This is a genomic window from Aurantimonas sp. E1-2-R+4 (assembly GCF_036549515.1).
GTDB classification, from domain to species: domain Bacteria; phylum Pseudomonadota; class Alphaproteobacteria; order Rhizobiales; family Rhizobiaceae; genus Aurantimonas; species Aurantimonas coralicida_A.
Map to the genome: position 1 here is coordinate 25,229 of NZ_JAZHLK010000006.1, position 16,619 is coordinate 41,847.

At 63.0% G+C, this 16,619-nt stretch carries 15 protein-coding genes; 11 read left to right on the top strand and 4 right to left on the bottom strand.

Going from position 1 to position 16,619, the window contains the following annotated elements; all coding sequences use genetic code 11:
• Positions 1-34 precede the first annotated feature (34 nt).
• On the bottom strand, positions 35-829 hold the full coding sequence (locus VQ045_RS04485) for a response regulator (protein ID WP_327623859.1): 795 nt from the start codon (positions 827-829) through the stop codon (positions 35-37).
• Positions 830-1,155: 326 nt separating this feature from the next.
• On the opposite strand from VQ045_RS04485, the gene VQ045_RS04490 reads away from it, so the two are divergent.
• From VQ045_RS04490 to VQ045_RS04515, 6 genes are all read left to right on the top strand, one after another.
• The gene (locus VQ045_RS04490; RefSeq protein WP_327623860.1) at positions 1,156-1,374 is read left to right on the top strand and encodes a NepR family anti-sigma factor; all 219 of its coding nucleotides are present in this window, start codon (positions 1,156-1,158) and stop codon (positions 1,372-1,374) included.
• A 6-nt stretch (positions 1,375-1,380) separates the two neighbouring features.
• A complete protein-coding gene (locus VQ045_RS04495) occupies positions 1,381-1,932 on the top strand; it encodes a sigma-70 family RNA polymerase sigma factor (protein ID WP_327623861.1) in 552 nt (183 codons plus the stop codon).
• A 38-nt stretch (positions 1,933-1,970) separates the two neighbouring features.
• Positions 1,971-2,441 carry a DUF883 family protein gene (locus VQ045_RS04500; protein ID WP_327623862.1) on the top strand — a complete coding sequence of 157 codons (471 nt, stop codon included), beginning with the start codon at positions 1,971-1,973 and terminating at the stop codon, positions 2,439-2,441.
• Positions 2,442-2,443: 2 nt separating this feature from the next.
• Positions 2,444-2,896, top strand: a complete 453-nt coding sequence (locus VQ045_RS04505; RefSeq protein WP_327623863.1) for a hypothetical protein — start codon at positions 2,444-2,446, stop codon at positions 2,894-2,896.
• A 101-nt stretch (positions 2,897-2,997) separates the two neighbouring features.
• Positions 2,998-3,225 carry a hypothetical protein gene (locus VQ045_RS04510; protein WP_331829303.1) on the top strand — a complete coding sequence of 76 codons (228 nt, stop codon included), beginning with the start codon at positions 2,998-3,000 and terminating at the stop codon, positions 3,223-3,225.
• Positions 3,226-3,301: 76 nt separating this feature from the next.
• Positions 3,302-3,667 carry a hypothetical protein gene (locus VQ045_RS04515; protein WP_327647983.1) on the top strand — a complete coding sequence of 122 codons (366 nt, stop codon included), beginning with the start codon at positions 3,302-3,304 and terminating at the stop codon, positions 3,665-3,667.
• A gap of 54 nt (positions 3,668-3,721) precedes the next feature.
• Here VQ045_RS04515 and VQ045_RS04520 read toward each other — a convergent pair whose 3' ends face one another.
• A complete protein-coding gene (locus tag VQ045_RS04520; protein ID WP_331829304.1) occupies positions 3,722-4,633 on the bottom strand; it encodes a diacylglycerol/lipid kinase family protein in 912 nt (303 codons plus the stop codon).
• 253 nt (positions 4,634-4,886) lie between these two features.
• Here VQ045_RS04520 and VQ045_RS04525 point away from each other — a divergent pair, with 253 nt between their 5' ends.
• The 4 genes from VQ045_RS04525 to VQ045_RS04540 all read left to right on the top strand — a co-directional run bounded on the left by VQ045_RS04525 (position 4,887) and on the right by VQ045_RS04540 (position 11,679).
• Positions 4,887-5,051: a DUF1328 domain-containing protein gene (locus VQ045_RS04525; protein ID WP_253964745.1), complete on the top strand. Its 165-nt coding sequence runs from the start codon at positions 4,887-4,889 to the stop codon at positions 5,049-5,051.
• A gap of 62 nt (positions 5,052-5,113) precedes the next feature.
• Positions 5,114-6,967: a PRC-barrel domain-containing protein gene (locus VQ045_RS04530; protein WP_331829305.1), complete on the top strand. Its 1,854-nt coding sequence runs from the start codon at positions 5,114-5,116 to the stop codon at positions 6,965-6,967.
• 219 nt (positions 6,968-7,186) lie between these two features.
• Positions 7,187-8,551, top strand: a complete 1,365-nt coding sequence (locus VQ045_RS04535; protein ID WP_331829306.1) for an efflux RND transporter periplasmic adaptor subunit — start codon at positions 7,187-7,189, stop codon at positions 8,549-8,551.
• Positions 8,548-11,679 carry an efflux RND transporter permease subunit gene (locus tag VQ045_RS04540; RefSeq protein ID WP_331829307.1) on the top strand — a complete coding sequence of 1,044 codons (3,132 nt, stop codon included), beginning with the start codon at positions 8,548-8,550 and terminating at the stop codon, positions 11,677-11,679. Before VQ045_RS04535 ends, VQ045_RS04540 begins: the two co-directional genes overlap by 4 nt.
• A gap of 68 nt (positions 11,680-11,747) precedes the next feature.
• On the opposite strand, the gene VQ045_RS04545 is transcribed toward VQ045_RS04540, so the two are convergent.
• On the bottom strand, positions 11,748-13,778 hold the full coding sequence (locus VQ045_RS04545; RefSeq protein ID WP_331829308.1) for a putative bifunctional diguanylate cyclase/phosphodiesterase: 2,031 nt from the start codon (positions 13,776-13,778) through the stop codon (positions 11,748-11,750).
• 165 nt (positions 13,779-13,943) lie between these two features.
• The gene (locus VQ045_RS04550) at positions 13,944-14,423 is read right to left on the bottom strand and encodes a thermonuclease family protein (protein ID WP_331829309.1); all 480 of its coding nucleotides are present in this window, start codon (positions 14,421-14,423) and stop codon (positions 13,944-13,946) included.
• Positions 14,424-14,684: 261 nt separating this feature from the next.
• On the opposite strand from VQ045_RS04550, the gene VQ045_RS04555 reads away from it, so the two are divergent.
• Positions 14,685-16,508, top strand: coding sequence for an ABC-F family ATP-binding cassette domain-containing protein (locus VQ045_RS04555; protein WP_327623871.1), 1,824 nt, complete (start codon positions 14,685-14,687; stop codon positions 16,506-16,508).
• The last annotated feature ends 111 nt before the right edge of the window (positions 16,509-16,619 follow it).

Sequence of the window (16,619 nt, forward strand, 5' to 3'; positions counted from 1 at the left end):
CGACTAGCTGGCGAGCGGACATGGCGACAGCCGCTTACGCGGCCGCCTGACTATCGGTTTCGAAGAACAGCGCCTGACTGATCAACGCCTTCACCATGTCGGGATTGAACGGCTTGGTCACCAGGAAGGTGGGCTCTGGCCGCTCGCCGGTCAAAAGCCGCTCCGGGAACGCGGTAATAAAGATGACCGGAACCGAAACCTTCGCGAGAATATCGTTGACCGCATCGATTCCCGAACTGCCGTCGGCAAGCTGAATATCGGCCAGCACCATCCCGGGCCGCTGCCGCTCGAACAGCGCAATCGCCTCCTTTTGCGTCCGGGCAATACCGGTCACGGTGTGCCCGAGGCTTTCCACCATCTGCTCGATATCCATCGCGATCAGCGGTTCATCCTCGATGATCATGATATCGGTCGACACCTGCCGCCCAATGTCGGAACTGGCCTGGTCGATCAAGTCCGAGAACTTCGCCTCGTCGGCGCCGAGAATGTAGCCGGCCTCCTCGGTCGTGAACCCCTCGACCGCGACGAGGAGAAACGCCTGCCTCGGCAACGGCGAGATGGCGCGCAGATTGCGAGAGGCCTTCTCTTCCCAAGCGGAGGTCGGCGCATCGTCGCGAATGTTCACCTCGACGGACTGCCACATCGAGGAAAACAGCTTGTAGAGCGAAATTCGCGGCGCTTGGTCGTCGGGAAACAGGCTCGGATCGGCAATCAAAGCTTCCAGAACAGCCGCGACATAAGCATCACCGCTCGATTGAGAGCCGCTAAGTGCTCGTGAATAGCGCCGGAGATACGGAATATGCGGCGCTATGCGGGATGACATCGACATGAAAACTCCCCTCGTGTCGACCGAAACAAAGTCGGTGGGCGTGAAAACGCGGAATATGCAGAAAAGTTCCACGCATTGGAACTTTATGCGCTTCCAACGATTAGGCACATGGGAACTGGGTTGGAAAAGTGAAACCTCATCGTCAAATATTGTGGGCCGCAGCGCCTTAATATCTTGATGGGCGGGGGATCGAAGCTAGTTTCTCGGCAACGATTGCCGAGGGGGGTGTCAGTGCGAATGCGAGTTTTGCAAATGAGAGATACGCGACAGACCGTCAGCGCGCGGCTACCAACAAGGCTGCTTAACACAACGCTCCGAGACGTATGATGGGTGATCGCGAGACGAAGGAAGATATGGTGCATACGGCACATGTGAACAAATCTGCGGGTAAGGGTACCGATCCCGGCGTGCATTCGGCGATCGGCAAGCGTCTGAAGGCGTATTATGACGACGTGGCGAGCGAGCCTGTCCCGGATCGCTTCCTGTCGCTGCTGGACGCGCTCGACGAGGCGGAATCCGCCTCCAAGACATCAGGCCGCAAGTAGGTTTTGATGAGCGATCAGATGGACTTTCGCAGAGAATTGATTGCTATTATTCCCAATTTGAGAGCGTTCGCCGCCTCGCTGTCCGGTTCGTTCGATCGCGCCGACGACTTGGTGCAGGAGACGCTCGTCAAAGCTTGGGACAAACAGCATACGTTCCAGCCCGGGACCAACCTCAAGGCTTGGCTCTTCACCATCTTGCGCAACGAATTTTACACGCAGATGCGCAGAAAGGGGCGCGAGGTACAGGATGTCGACGGAATGCATGCCATGCAGCTCGCCGGCCACCCGGAGCAGCAGGGTCATGTCGATCTGCAGGATTTCCGCAAGGCGCTGGACATGCTGCCCGACGATCAGCGCGAAGCGCTGATCCTGATCGGCGCATCCGGTTTCTCCTACGAGGAAGCAGCAGACATCTGCCATTGCGCCGTCGGAACGATCAAGAGCCGCGTATCGCGCGCCCGTACCAGAATCAGTGAAATCCTCGGCATCGAGGGGGACGGCGAATACGGTCCTGACTCGATTTCCTCGCAGATCATCGGAGTTGCTCCGGCCGCCTGACAACCGTCGTTCCCAGGCGTGCAAAAGCTGCGCGTCGCATGGAACAACGCGCGGGCGAAATGGTTTCAGGTAAGAAGATCGCCTTCGGGACCGAGCGCCCCATCCACAGTTCCAGGCCCCATTGTCAATTCGCACAGAACGAGGTTCTCATGGCTTCCGACACTTCCCCGAACAAGAGCTCAACTTCCGCTCAGACGGCTGGCCCCCCCCCCGCGAAGGGCGACAATGCCGACCTGGAAGAACAGGTTGCCAAGCTGCGCGAAGACGTCGCGGGAGTGGCGGATGCGCTGAAGTCTCTGGCGACGGGCCGAGCGGATGATGCGAAGCGACAGGCTTTTGCCTTGAGGGACGATGTGCGCGAACGCGGTGAGCAATATCTGCGCCAGGCACAGGACGCCGCTTCCGATCTCGAGGAGCAACTCAGCGAAAAGGTTCGCTCCGAGCCGATCAAGAGCGTGCTTATCGCAGCGGCAGCTGGCTACCTCTATGCCCGTCTCTTCCGCCGCTGACGATGATCCTGCAACTGATCATCAAGCTGATGACCGGCGAAGCCGGGATTTATATGGCGCGGCTGAAGCGGCTGGCAGTACTTTACGCCATCATGGGACTCTTCGCGATCGCGATGCTGGCCTCACTGATCAGTGCCCTGTCCATCTTTCTGGCCAATCGGTACGGGGCGTTGGAGACGGCGCTAGGGTTCGCGGGCGTTTCGTTCCTGTTGCTCATCGCAACGGGGGTCGCCGTGGTGATCGCACGCAAACCGCCCCGCAAACGCGCCGACGACCGCCTGCAACGCGATATCGCTGCGATCGCGGGCGTCACCGCCCTGTCGAGTGCGCCACAGGTTTTCGGCTTGGTGAAAAAGCGCAAAGGCCTTTTGCTTGTGCCGGTCGCGGCGGCGGGCGCCTGGGGCATCTGGCGGGCGATCTCCTCTTACCGAACCCGCGGAGACCGATGGTACTGACGGCGTAGCGCACAGCCGAACCGTTACACAGCGGGACAGCGGAGAGTTTTCAAGGAGTATTCCGATGACGGTTCCACAGATCGAATTCAAAAAGGTTTCCCTTGTCTGATATCGAACCCGAAAACGCCAGGCAGGGTAAAAAGGGTACGCCCGTACTTCTTGTTCTCATTGCCGGGCTGGTTCTCGCCGTCATCGCCTTTCTGGGCCTTGGCGCCTATGGCTGGTTCCTGCCGGATTCCGACCTTTCCACCGACCGTCCCACGATCGAGGCTCCGGCCGTCGGCTCCGAGCCCTCGGAAACAGTCGTCGCGCCCAAAAATTCAGGCTAGTATCGTCTTTGCGAAATCGGCCATGCCCCGGCTTTTGGCATCGGGGCGTTCAGATCGAGCCTTAGGGAGATTGCAGATGTCCGATCCTCACAACCAGACCGAGACCGATATCATCGCCGTGGACGAAGAGATTGGCGACGATGCCGATCAACCTGGCATCAGTCAGCCGGTCACCCAGGCCGAGATCGAAGACATTCTCAACAGTCCCGGAATGACGATCGAAGAGCGTCAGGGGCGCCTGGAGGAATTGGCCCGCCAGGTCGGAACGCGGGACGTCATCGACCAGGGCGGCGAATTCGACCCGCTTCAGCAACAGATCAGCGAAGCGCTGAACATGCTTGCCCAAGGCGGCCATACCTACGGCACGCTGGAGGCGGCGGGTCTCGATCCCGAGGCACGCTCCGATGCGCGTTCGCCCGACGACCTCCCTGACGACGACTGAGCCGCCGCACGCAAAGGCTATATCGGTCCGGCCAGCCAGAGTCGTGCCGACGCCTCAAAGATAGGTGGCCTCCGCCGGCACCAGGACCTTGAGGGCGCGTGGGTGGATCTCCACGACACTTTCCGCGTCCAACGTGCAGAGTTCACCATCCAGAACGGCCCGCTTCTTTCGATTCTTGCCCCAATAGTGGATGCGCACCCGTTGTGCCGTCTGGGACAGGAGGTCGGGATTTTGCCGCCAGGCGCCGGTCAAGATGTCAAACGTCAATTTGGTCACCGCGCCAACCTTGCGTTCCGTGCAGATGTAGACGCCCAATTCACCTCCCCGCGGATCATCGGCATACGGGATATGCCCAACTCCGTAGAGATTGTTCGACACCGCGACGGCAGGCGACTTGATACGCTTGAGGACGCCGTCGATCTCGAGCTCGAGTTCGATCGCAGGAACCCGCCGTAGCGCCAGGAAGACTGCGCGTGCGGTCGCGACGATTTTACCGAGCCGGGAGCCATACTGGATCTTGGAGCGCATCCGGACCATCCGGGCATGCAACCCGACGGCAAACTGATGCACGAATATCCGGTCATTGACGCTGCCGATGTCAACATTCACCACCACGCCCCCTGCCAGTGCGGCTACGGCCGCGGGCAAATCGAGCGGAATCTGGAGTGTCCGGGCAAACAGGTTCATCGTGCCGGCCGGCAAAATGCCGAGCGCGATGCCGCCGTGGGCGAGCGCGGCGGCCGCCGCCGATACCGTGCCGTCGCCCCCACCCACCATAAGCACGTCGAGATCGTCACGCAGAGCCGCCGCCTTGATCGCGTCGACGATCTCGTCCCCCGCGCAACTCTCCACGGCCAATTCGTGCCCATGGATCGCAAACTCGTCACGCATAAGCGCCATGAGTTCGTCGCGGTCCGTCGTCTTCAGCGTTCCGCCGTCTCGATTGAGGAGGGCGAGAATCTTCATGGGGTCGTATCCGGCGTTTGAAGTGATCCGCGGGGTCTGCGGCCATCCGGGCTAAATTAGGCGGCGAATTCATAAGCAAATGGGGCGGGTGAAAAGAAATGCCTCCGGATTCGCCCCGGATAGGCCAGGAAGCTCTCCACCCCGACAACGATGGGAAAAACAGTTGTTAAGCGGAACCATTGCGCGGGTGGTCCGTTTCATCGCCATCGTCGAACCCGGGCCGCCGCCAGCGTGCCCAAATGTGGAGCATCTCATGATCGAATGGATCGTCATATTGCTGATCGTTGCGGCGGTCGCCAGCCTGTTGGGATTTCGCGGCGTCGCCGGAGCATCGGCCGGCATCGCCAAGATTCTGATCTTCATCGTCCTCATCGGCCTGTTGTTGATGCTGCTTTTCGGAGTTCTGGTGTTCGCATGACGCAAACCGCCGCGGGGCAGAGCCTTCGCGGCACACCTCATCACGAAGTTCGTGAATAAAACGTGACCAAATGGGAACCGATCGCTTTCCCGCAAATTAACCCACTGAATGCCACGCGGCACCTGCTTTCCACAACACACACCGCGTGGCTAAGTCTATCGGTAACAATAGACCAAGGAGGTCTTATCATGATCCGCAAACTTCTCGCTACCACCGCGCTTGCCACTGTGATCGCCACTGGCGCCTATGCGCAGGACGCCGCGACCCCGGAGCAGACCAAGGTTCCCGAGGCAGCTGCCACCGCCGACACGTCCGCTACGACGGCCGCGCCTGCCGCTGACGCAAGCGCACAGACGGAACAGACCGCCAGCGCAGGCGGCTACCTGCAGAACCTGTCGGCGGACCAGTACCTGGCGTCCGAGCTCAGCGGTGCCTCGATCTATGCCAGCGAAGCCGAGGACGCCGAGACCGTCGGTGAGATCCAGAACTTCCTCGTCGGAAACGATGGTTCCGTCGTCGCAGCGATCGTCGATGCGAATGTCGGCACGGAATCCAAGACCCTTGCCATCCCGTTCGACCAGATCACCTGGACCATGGACAAGGACAATGAGCCGCGCGCGGTTCTCAACCTGAGCGCCGACCAGCTCGCCCAAGCCCCAGCGTTTACCAAGCCGGACGAGCAGCAGGCGGCGGCTTCGACCGAAGGTGCCGTTGTGGCGCCTGCTGGCGAGGCATCCACCGAGACGGCCGCCGCAACCGGCGACGCGCCCAAGGCTGAAACCCAGACCGAGGCCAAGATCGCGGCAGAGACCACTCAGCCCGATGCCAACGCCGCAGCGACCCAGACGGCATCGTCGTCGACAACTGGCGAATTCGTGGCGAGCGTTGGTGCCGATCAGTATCTCTCGGAAAAGATCGTCGGAGCCGAGGTCTATTCGGGTCCGGGTGAGGACGCAGAGAAAATCGGCGAGATCAACGACTTGGTCCTGGCGTCGTCAGGCAAGATCGAGGCCGGTATCATCGGTGTGGGCGGGTTCCTCGGAATCGGCGAGAAGGACGTCGCGGTGCCGTTCGATCAGTTCCAGTTGGCCCGGGAAGCCGACGACAAGGACGACGTCCGCGTGACGCTCGCCGCCTCGAAGGAGCAGTTGGAGAAGGCACCGTCCTTCGAAGACGAGCGTCCAGAGCAGATGGCTGCCACGGAAACCGGCGCGGTTGATGCGACGGCGGAAACCGAGCAGGCGGCAAACGTCGAGGCCTCCACGGAGAAGTCGGCGGAGTACACGGAGAAGCTCGCTGCGGATGCCAAGGCGAACACCAACGAGGCTGCCGACAAGGCCGCGCTGGAGACCAAGCAGGCCGCAGCGGACGTCGAGACCAAGACGGACAACGCAGCTCTGGAGACCCAGCAGGCCGCTGACGCGGCAGCCGCAGGTGCCGCGGGCGTTGTCGCCGGCACGGCCGACGCCACGACCACCGCTTCGACTGGTGGCACCGACCAGCAGCAGCAGATGAGTCCGGTCACCGACAAGTCACTGCTGACGGCCGACAACCTGATGGGCACGAAGGTCTACGGCCCGAACGATGAGAAGGTCGGCGAGATCGGCGACGTCGCGCTCAGCGAAGAGGGCAAGGTCGACGCGATCATCATCGACGTCGGCGGGTTCCTCGGCATCGGCGAGAAGGAAGTTGCGGTCGCCATGGATAACCTGGAGTTCATGCAGGACGCCAATGGCTCGCTCTACCTCTACACGCAGTTCTCCGAGGATCAGCTGAAGAGCCAGCCGGAGTATAACGCCGACACCTATGCCGAGAGCCGCGACACCATGCGCCTCCAGAGCGGCGAAGTGCCGGCCCAGTCGACCAACACCGCTCCGGCCCCGGCCGAAGAGCAGCCTGCGACGAAGACCAACTGATCTTCGACGGATCAGCAACCAGCCGAAAGGGGCTCGCCGCAAGGCGGGCCCTTTTTTCGTTGCCGGCCCGTGATTGTACGCCCGATGCCTGCTTGTGAAGCCGAAACGACCCGAATTACACTTCGTAACCCATCCTTGCGGGTGTCGTCGTCCAAACTCCGCTATAATCGCATCCAGGGCTCGACGATCGCGCCGCCCTTCTAGATGACACGGTAGCCAATGGCATTCCTGAAACAGCTGATCGTAACGCTCGTGGTGCTGCTGGGGGCGGGGGCAGCCTATTTGAAGGTCGATCCGGCGGCGGGCCGGTGGATCCTGGAATCCGACATCGCCCTCCCCCCGGCGATCCGATCCGCCATCGTCTGGCTCGCGCCAGAGGCTGCAAATCCCGCGATGGAAGCAAGCGCCGAGCGTCCAGGCGGAGGGCGCGCAGGCGCCGGCCGCGGCAACAATGCAACTCCCGTGGTCGCGGGCGCGGTTACGACCGGGGTGACCCGCACACGGATGCGGGCGATCGGCACCGGCGATGCCGCGCGTTCGATCGTCGTCTATCCGGACAATACCACTGGCATCGTGGCGGAGATCGGTATCGGTTCCGGCCAGAAGGTCGAGGAAGGCGACGTTCTCGTGCGCCTTGAGAGGGCGAGCGAAGAAATTGCAGTGGAGCGTGCCCGGATCGCCCTCGACGCGGCGGAAGACAAGGTCACCCGCTTCGAACGGCTGCGGAAATCGAACACCCTCAGCGCCGTCGAGGTCGATACCATCATCCGCGAGCGCGAGACCGCCAGGCTGGATCTGCGAACCGCCGAAATAGCACTGGGCAAACGCGACATTCGCGCTCCGATTGGAGGCCGCGTCGGCATCGTCTCGGTCGACAAGGGAGATCTCGTCGGCAGTCAGACGGTCATTGCCACCGTCGACGACCGCGAGCAATTGAAGGTCATCTTCTATACGCCGGAAAGCTTCGTGAAGAAACTGACAGTCGGCGCGCCGGTCCAGGCTGTCTCAACCGCCCGTCCGGACAAGACCTATCAAGGCCACATCAGCGCGATCGACAGCCGTCTGGATGAAAGCAGCCGCACCTTGCGCACCGAAGCGATGGTCGACAATGCCGACGACGCGCTGCGTCCGGGCATGTCGTTCACCGTGACCTTGTCGCTGGAGGGGGAAACCTTCCTCTCCCTTGATCCGATCGCTGTGGTTTGGGAGCGCACCGGACCGATCGTCTGGAAAATCGTCGATGGCAAAGCGCGCAAAGCGGCGGTTCAGATCGTCGAGCGCAACAGCGACAGGGTTCTGGTCACTTCCGACGCTCTCAAGACGGGCGATCTCGTCGTGGTCGAAGGGCTGCAGTCCGTCCGCTCGGACGGTGCCGTGGCGATCCAGACAACCGACGGGCCGAAGCCAAGCGGAGCGCCGGCCTCGCCCCGGCCGGCGCCACCGACTCCGTCGGCCGACAATGCGCCAGCGACGCCCGGACGCCGGAGTTTCCTCGCGCCTGAGGCCGTCGGGAGCGCCGCGGCAGCCGCCTTGCCGGTGGCCCCCACTCTTCCCGCGACCAGCGCCGAGGACCCGGCCCGATGAGCCTTCCGTCCAAGCCCGACGGCTTGACCGCGCTCGCCGGCCTCTTCGTTCGCCGGCCGGTTCTGACCATCGTGCTCAACCTTTTGATCGTCGTCGCCGGACTCGCAGCTTTCAATGCGGTCGAAGTGCGCGAACTGCCCAATGTCGACCGCCCGGTGATCAGCGTCAGCATCGACTTCGACGGTGCCTCGCCGGAAACGGTCGACCGGCAGATCACCAGCGAAATCGAAAGCGCCGTCGCCCGCGTGTCCGGTATCGCCTCGATCTCCTCCCGCTCGCGCTTCGGCGACAGCCGGGTGACCATCGAATTTACCGACTCGACCGATCTCAACGTCGCGGCCAGTGACGTGCGTGACTCGGTCGGCCGTGTCGCGAACGCCCTGCCGGATGGCGCCGGCGAACCGCGGATCGTCAAGGCTGATGCGGATGCCGAAGCGATCATGCGGCTTGCGGTGACCGCTCCCGCCATGGCGATCGAGGATCTGTCGACACTGGTCGAGGACCGCATCGCCGATCAGCTGGCGGCCGTCGAGGGCGTTGCCGATTTGCAGATCTACGGCGAGCGCGAGAAGCTGATCTATGTCGACATCGATCCCGACAGATTGGCGACAAGGGGGCTGACGCTCGGCGACGTCGCCGACGCGCTGCGAAACGCCGCGCTTGACGTGCCGGCCGGATCGTTGGCCTCCCCGACCCAGAATCTCATCGTGCGCGCCGACGCCAACGTGACATCGCCGGAGGCGTTCGAGGCCATCTTCCTCGACGCCCGCACGCGGCTCGCCGACGTCGCCAGCGTACGTTTCGGGCCGGACGACGCGGCCTCACAGCTCCGGGTGAGCGGCCAGGCCGGCGTCGGGCTCGGTGTCGTGCGCCAGGCCGGATCGAGCACGCTCGATATCTCCTCCGGAATCCACGCCGAAGTCGCCAATCTCAATCGTACGCTTCCCGATGGCGTCACGATTCGCGTGACCAGCGACGACGCGACCTTCATCAACGGGGCGATCCACGAGGTGGCTGTCGCGCTGGGGTTGGCCGTAGCCATCGTCGTCTTGGTGATTTTCCTGTTTCTCCTGAATGTCCGCGCGACCGTCATTCCGGCGGTGACGATCCCGATCGCCTTGATCGGCGTGATCGCCTTCATCCATCTCGTCGGCTTTTCGATCAACATCCTGACGCTCCTGGCGCTGGTACTGGCGACGGGCATGGTCGTCGACGACGCGATCATCGTCCTGGAGAACATCGTGCGGCGCCGCGACATGGGTGCCCGGCCCCACGCCGCGGCGGTCATCGGCACCCGCGAGGTGTTCTTCGCCGTGATCTCGACGACGGCGACGCTGGCCGCCGTTTTCGTGCCGATCTCGTTCCTGCCGGGGACGGCCGGCGGCCTGTTTCGCGAGTTCGGCTTCGTCCTCGCCATCGCGGTGGTCATCTCGTCCTTCATCGCCTTGACGCTCTGCCCAATGCTCGCGGCGCATTTCCTCAAGGCCCGCGAGGACGAGCGGAGACCGGGTTGGTTCCAGCGGACGATGCGTTGGCTCGGCACACGTCTCGCCGGACTCTACGCCGTCACCCTGCGCGCCTGCCTCGCGCTTCCTCTCCTCGTCGTCGTCGTCGCCGGCCTGTTCTCCTTCGCGGCCTACCTCACCTTTCTCCAGATGCCCCAGGAACTGACGCCGAGCGAGGATCGCGCCCTTGTCCTGATGAGCGTCAGCGCGCCGCAAGGAGCCAGCCTCGACTACACCAATTCCCAGCTGCGCCGGATCGAGGACATCGTTCTTCCCTATGTGGAAGCCGGCGAAGCCCGGAATGTCTTCGCCATCTCGGGACGCGGCTCAGCGAACTCCGCATTCCTGGTCGTCACCTTGGCCGACTGGGCGGAACGCGAACGCTCGCAGCAGGCGATCGTCGCCGAGATCAATGGCAAGCTGCGCCAGGTGGCGGGCGTGCGCGCCTTTGCGATCCAGCCGAATTCGCTCGGCATCCGCGGCGGCGGCCGCGGCCTGCAATTCGCCATCGCCGGGCAGAATTACGAAGAGCTGGCAACGAGCGCCGACAGGCTGAAGGAGGCCATGCAGGCCGACGGTCGCTGGGGCAGCATACGGCTCTCCGAAGACGCTACCCAGCCGCAGCTCTCGGTGCTGATCGACCGAGCCCGAGCCTCCGATCTCGGCATCGACATCGACGGCCTCGCCACGGCCATGCAGGCGCTCCTCGACGGCCGCGAAATCGGCCGGACCTACATCGAGGACAAACAGGTGTCGATCAAGCTGATTTCGACCAGCCAACCGGTCAACGACCCGGGCGATCTCGCCAACATCTTCCTGAAGGCTCAGGATGGCCGCATCGTGCCGATGTCGACGGTGGCCAGCGTCGAGGAAAAGCCGATCGCGCCGGCGCTCACCCGCGAGGCTCGCTCACGCGCGGTCTCGCTCGCCGCACAATTGCCGGACGGCATGGCGATCCAGGACGGCTGGGTCTCGCTGCAGGCTTTCGCCGCCGATATTCTGCCGGCCGACCAGCGGCTGATTCCGCTGGCCGAAGCCGCGGCGCTCGGAGAGGCCAACAGCGGGCTTGCGATGGTGTTCGGCTTTGCCATCGTCATTATCCTCCTGGTCCTCGCCGCCCAGTTCGAGAGCTTCGTTTCGGCCTTCATCATCCTCGCGACGGTGCCGCTCGGTGTCGCCTGCGCGATCTTCGCGCTGAATTTCTTCGGGACCAGCCTTAATCTTTACAGCCAGATCGGCCTCGTCCTGCTGGTCGGCATCATGGCCAAGAACGGCATCCTCATCGTCGAATTCGCCAATCAGTTACGAGAGGAAGGGATGGGATTGCGTGAGGCGGCGGAGCAGGCCGCGTTGATCCGGCTGCGTCCGGTGATCATGACCATGATCGCCACCGTTGTCGGCGGCGTGCCGCTGCTGCTGGCCTCCGGTGCCGGCGCCGAGGCGCGCGCGGCGCTCGGAACGGTGATCGTCGGAGGCCTCGGCCTCGCAACCTTCTCGACGCTCTACGTCACGCCCGTCGCCTATCTGATCCTCGGCCGCTTCTCGACGCCGAACGCCGAGAAAGCGGCGCGTCTGCAACGCGATATCGCGGCAGCGGAGGCTCGCGGAGCGCCGGCGGAGTGAGGAACGAACGGGCGACCACCCGCAACGAAGCTCACTTGGAGCGTTGACCTTGATGGTGGAGGATCAAATCACGTCCGGGCGACCGCGGCCGCGAATTTCGGGTCAGCAGAGGTTTTAAACGACGCGGCTTCGACAGCTCCGGGCTTGCCGATGAGATAGCCTTGGGCGGCATCGCAACCCAAGGATTCCAGCAAGCGTAGTTGTTCGACCGTTTCGACGCCCTCTCCCAATGTCGCGATCCCGATATCCCGGCCGAGTTGCGTCACCGCCCGAAGAACCGCCATGGAATTTTTGTCCGTCGCCGCGGTCGCCACGAAACTTCGATCGATCTTGATCCGGTCGAGCGGCAAGTCACGCAGATGCGCGAGCGACGAAAAGCCGGTACCGAAGTCGTCCATCGCCACCGTGATACCCAGTGCCCGAAACGCCTCCAACGTCTGGGCGACACGCGCGCCCTGAGCGACGATCGCCGTTTCCGTCAGCTCGATCTCCAGACGATGAGCGGGCACGCCGCTGGTCGCCAGAGCCTGCGTGACATGCGAGAACAGCAGTGGCGAACGAAACTGCACCGGGGAAACGTTGATCGCGACATACTTGTCGTTGTCCCATTTCGCGGCCTCCCGGCAGGCTTCCGCGAGCACCCAACCGCCGATCGCCACAATGCATCCGATCTCCTCCGCCAGAGGGATGAAATCAGCGGGCGGCACCAGACCGCGTGTGGGATGATGCCATCGAATCAGCGCTTCGTACCCAATCGTCTGCCCGCTCGCGAGAGCGCGGATCGGCTGATAGACCAGACGGAACTCCTGGTTTTCCAACGCGGACTTCAGATCGGTTTCAAGTTGATGGCGAGCAGCGACTTTCTCGAGCATGCCCTCCTCGTAGAAAAACACGCGGTCGCGGCCGGTACGCTTGGCCTCGTTAAGCGCGATGTCGGCCTGTTGCATGAGGCCTTCAGCGGTTACAGCCAGCGCGGCGCGACAAATGCCGATATTGCAACCCGTGACAATAACATGGCCCAGAATCTCGAACGGATCACTGATCGCAAGAAGGATCTCGTAGGCGATGCCGACGGCATCATCGTCAGTGCCTGAAAGGATGATTGCCAGTTCGTCCGCTCCTATGCGGGCGACGAAACCATCGGCACCAACGATCTGCTTGAGGCGAGCGGCCACCTCTACGAGAAGGATATCGCCAATAGCATGGCCATACGTATCGTTTACGGCCTTGAACTGAGCGAGGTCGACGAGCAGATACCCGAAATGCTCACCCGACAGGAAGCCAGCGTCGATCCGCTCCCGCAGCGCCCGACGATTGGCCAATCCCGTCAGCGGATCGTGAGATGCCATCCGTTGCAACTGCTCATTCGACACCGCGCGCGTGCGATCGTCGATGAGATAGCTGGATATGCCCGTGCCGAGAATGATCATGGCACCGATCAGGATCGACAATGCCATGGCAGCGAAGACACCGCTGTCCACGCCGGCGCCGGCTCCCGCTATCGGTGACACTTGGAATGCAGCCATGCCGGTAAAGTGGAGGAGGACGATCGCGGCCCCCAGCAATGCCGTCGTGATGTGCCGCTTCACGCCGCATGCCCAGCGGTGCGAGGCAGCGATAGACGCTATGGACAGGCCGACCGCCAGCGCGATCGAACCCGCGACATAGGCCTGATTCCACGACACCAGGCCTTCAACGCGATACGCCAGCATGCCGACATAGTGCATCGCGGCAATGGCGAGGCCGATGACACCGCCGCCGATAATCGTTCCCGACCGATTTTTCCATTTCGCGCAAATTGCAAAGCCGATTCCGGAGCCGACGACGGCGATCAGGATCGATACCAGCGTGAGCACGGGATCGAAGGATACCGGCGCGGAAGGACGATAACCCAGCATGGCGATGAAATGGGTTGCCCAAATCGCTGAACCGGCACTGACGGCCGTGAGGAAGTTCCACCCTTGCCGGCGCAGGCCCTCATTCTGCAGGGCGCGCCGAAACAAGCTGATCGTCACCGCGGCGCCGACGACGCACATCAATGCCGCAAGCAGCACAAGCGGAATATTGTGGTCGCTGATCAGATGGAAAACGATGCGCATCACGGTGCCGATCTTGTTGAACCTTCCGGCATAACCTCCGAAAATTGAAGAACTGTCCTCTTACTATGAGGAATTTTCTCGGCGTGACGGAGCAGGGGACGGCGTAAATTTCAATGAACGCGATCGTCTCGGATGCTGGATGATTTTCAGGTCAGGTCTGGCCGTTCAGCCGCACCATTTGTTGCCGCTGTTCGGCCATCGCTGCGCCAGACCTTCTGCCATCAGCACCTCGCCCGCATCGCGGCCGTTGGCGAGGGTCACTGACACCAGCCGCCGGCCGTAGCGATCCAGTCCACCGCCCTGCAAGGAATATCCGCCGGACATCAGCGATTGGAGCCGCCGCGTCGCCCGATCGCCCATGCTTTTTTCGGCCGCACAGCCGGGCTTCGAGACCTCCGGCGCGTCGATGCTCGTCATCCGCCATTTCGTGCCAGCCTCCCAGCCCGTGTCGCCATCGACGACACAGGTCACGCGGACCGAACCAGAGCAAAGCGGAATATGACGTGCGGCAGAGCGCGGCCCGGTCGATTGCGACTGTGTGGGAAGCAAGCGGTCGAGATGGTCGAGCCATCCCTGCTCCCTGGCAACACCGACACCCACCATGACCGCGAAAACCGTGGCAACCGACACGGCATCCCGGATCATGCGATACGGCAACCACGTACGCCGTTTCCGCCGGAACCGGTTGGGCTGGCGAGCGAAACGTTTGCGCGGCGATGACGAGGTCCAGGGACTCATCCCTTGAGACTAGCCCTCGCCCGTAAACGAAAATTTACCGTGATCGCGAATCTTTCAAGCAACTTATACTGAAGTGTTGCACCGGTCTTGGAAGGCCGTGCCAAGGGGAGCAGCGATCCCGGCCGCGCCGCTCTTCCCCCTTCCCGCCATCCCGGCTAGAACGCCGCCATGGCACCCCCTCCCCTTTTGCGCCTCGACGGCGTTCGCCTCACCTTCGGCGGCACGCCGCTTCTGACCGGCGTCGAACTCAACGTCCTGCCCGGCGAGCGCATCGCGCTGGTCGGGCGTAACGGCTCCGGCAAATCGACGCTGTTGAAGATCGCCGCCGGACAGGTCGAGCCGGATTCCGGCGAGGTCTTCCTGAAGCCTGGCACGACCCTGCGCTATCTGCCGCAGGAGCCCGACTTCGGCGACTTCACGACCGTCGGCGCCTATGTCACCTCGGGTCTCGGCCCGGCCGACGACCCGCACCGGGTGACGCGGTGCCTCGACGCGCTGGGGCTGACCGAGGAGATGAAGCCGGAGAACCTGTCCGGCGGCGAGGCCCGACGCGCGGCACTCGCCCGAACGCTGGCGCCTGAGCCGGACATCGTCCTCCTCGACGAGCCGACCAATCATCTCGACCTGCCGACCATCGAATGGCTGGAGGACGAGGTGCGTCAGATGAAGAGCGCCGTCGTCGTGATCAGCCACGACCGACGGTTCCTGGAACGCGTCACCCGGGCCACCGTCTGGATCGACCGCGGCGCTGCCAAACGCTTGGACGAGGGCTTTTCCGGCTTCGAGGCGTGGCGCGACAAGGTGCTGGAAGAGGAAGAACGCGACCTGCAGAAGCTCGACCGCAAGATCGTGCGCGAGGAGCACTGGCTGCGCTACGGCGTCACCGCGCGGCGCACCCGCAACATGCGCCGGCTCGGCGCCCTTCACGATTTGCGCCAGCAGCGCCGCGATACCCGCCGCGCCGTCGGCCAGGTGGCGATGGAGGCCAGCGCCACCCGCGAGAGCGGCAAGCTCGTCATCGAGGCCGTCGGGATTTCGAAGGCCTATGACGGGCGCACGCTGATCGACGATTTCTCCACCCGAATCGCCAGGGGCGACCGGGTCGGTTTCGTCGGTCCGAACGGTATCGGCAAAACCACCTTGTTGAAGATGCTGATCGGCGAGCTCAAACCCGATTCCGGCAAGGTCAAGCTCGGCACCAATCTCGATCTCGCCTTCCTCGATCAGAAGCGCGCGGCACTCGACGACAATCTGTCGGTGCAGAATGCGATCACCGACGGGCGCGGCGACCAGGTGATGGTCAATGGCGAGCCGCGCCACGTCGTGGGCTATCTCAAGGACTTCCTGTTCACCCCGGAGCAGATCCGCACCCCCACAGGCAAGCTCTCCGGCGGCGAACGGGCACGCCTGCTGTTGGCCAAGACTCTGGCGACGCCGGCTAACTTTTTGGTTCTCGACGAGCCGACCAACGACCTCGACATGGAGACGCTGGACCTTTTGGAGGAGTTGATCGCCAACTATCCTGGCACCGTCCTTCTCGTCTCCCACGACCGCGATTTTCTCGATCGCACGGTGACCAGCGTGATTTCGCCGGACGGCGATGGCCGTTGGCTGGAATATGCCGGCGGCTATACGGACATGCTCACCCAGAAGCGCGAGGCTCGAAAGACCGAAGCCACCGGCGGCACCGCGGCGGCCAAACCCCTACGCCGTTCCGGTGGCTCGGGTGCCCAGCAGAGCGCGACGAAGTCCGGCCCCAAGCTCTCCTTCAAGCAGAAATTCGCACTCGAGAACCTGCCGAAGGAAATCGCCAGACTGGAAGCGGCGATCACCAAGGCCGAGACCGAAATGGCGGACCCGGCACTCTTTGCCAAGAACGCCAAGCGCTTTGCCGAACTGGCGAGCGCGGTCGACACGAACCGGGCCGCGCTGTCGAAGGCCGAGGACGATTGGCTGCAACTGGAAATGCAGCGGGCTGAGATCGAGGGGTGAAGCTGTTTCCAGATCTGCGCCTGGCACTGATCGTCTCGCAATCGACATACGTACGGTCGCATCCGGACGCAGGGATGGCCGCGGGATAGCTTTCACGCTCTTCTTAATCGA

Excerpts from the sequence above, each read along its gene's own strand:
- VQ045_RS04485 (WP_327623859.1), bottom strand. The coding sequence starts at position 829 with ATGTCGATGTCATCCCGCATAGCGCCGCATATTCCGTATCTCCGGCGC.
- VQ045_RS04535 (WP_331829306.1), top strand. The coding sequence starts at position 7,187 with ATGGCATTCCTGAAACAGCTGATCGTAACGCTCGTGGTGCTGCTGGGG.
- VQ045_RS04495 (WP_327623861.1), top strand. The coding sequence starts at position 1,381 with ATGAGCGATCAGATGGACTTTCGCAGAGAATTGATTGCTATTATTCCC.
- VQ045_RS04520 (WP_331829304.1), bottom strand. The coding sequence starts at position 4,633 with ATGAAGATTCTCGCCCTCCTCAATCGAGACGGCGGAACGCTGAAGACG.
- VQ045_RS04505 (WP_327623863.1), top strand. The coding sequence starts at position 2,444 with ATGATCCTGCAACTGATCATCAAGCTGATGACCGGCGAAGCCGGGATT.
- VQ045_RS04490 (WP_327623860.1), top strand. The coding sequence starts at position 1,156 with ATGGGTGATCGCGAGACGAAGGAAGATATGGTGCATACGGCACATGTG.
- VQ045_RS04550 (WP_331829309.1), bottom strand. The coding sequence starts at position 14,423 with ATGATCCGGGATGCCGTGTCGGTTGCCACGGTTTTCGCGGTCATGGTG.
- VQ045_RS04500 (WP_327623862.1), top strand. The coding sequence starts at position 1,971 with ATGGAACAACGCGCGGGCGAAATGGTTTCAGGTAAGAAGATCGCCTTC.
- VQ045_RS04525 (WP_253964745.1), top strand. The coding sequence starts at position 4,887 with ATGATCGAATGGATCGTCATATTGCTGATCGTTGCGGCGGTCGCCAGC.
- VQ045_RS04515 (WP_327647983.1), top strand. The coding sequence starts at position 3,302 with ATGTCCGATCCTCACAACCAGACCGAGACCGATATCATCGCCGTGGAC.
- VQ045_RS04540 (WP_331829307.1), top strand. The coding sequence starts at position 8,548 with ATGAGCCTTCCGTCCAAGCCCGACGGCTTGACCGCGCTCGCCGGCCTC.
- VQ045_RS04545 (WP_331829308.1), bottom strand. The coding sequence starts at position 13,778 with ATGCGCATCGTTTTCCATCTGATCAGCGACCACAATATTCCGCTTGTG.
- VQ045_RS04555 (WP_327623871.1), top strand. The coding sequence starts at position 14,685 with ATGGCACCCCCTCCCCTTTTGCGCCTCGACGGCGTTCGCCTCACCTTC.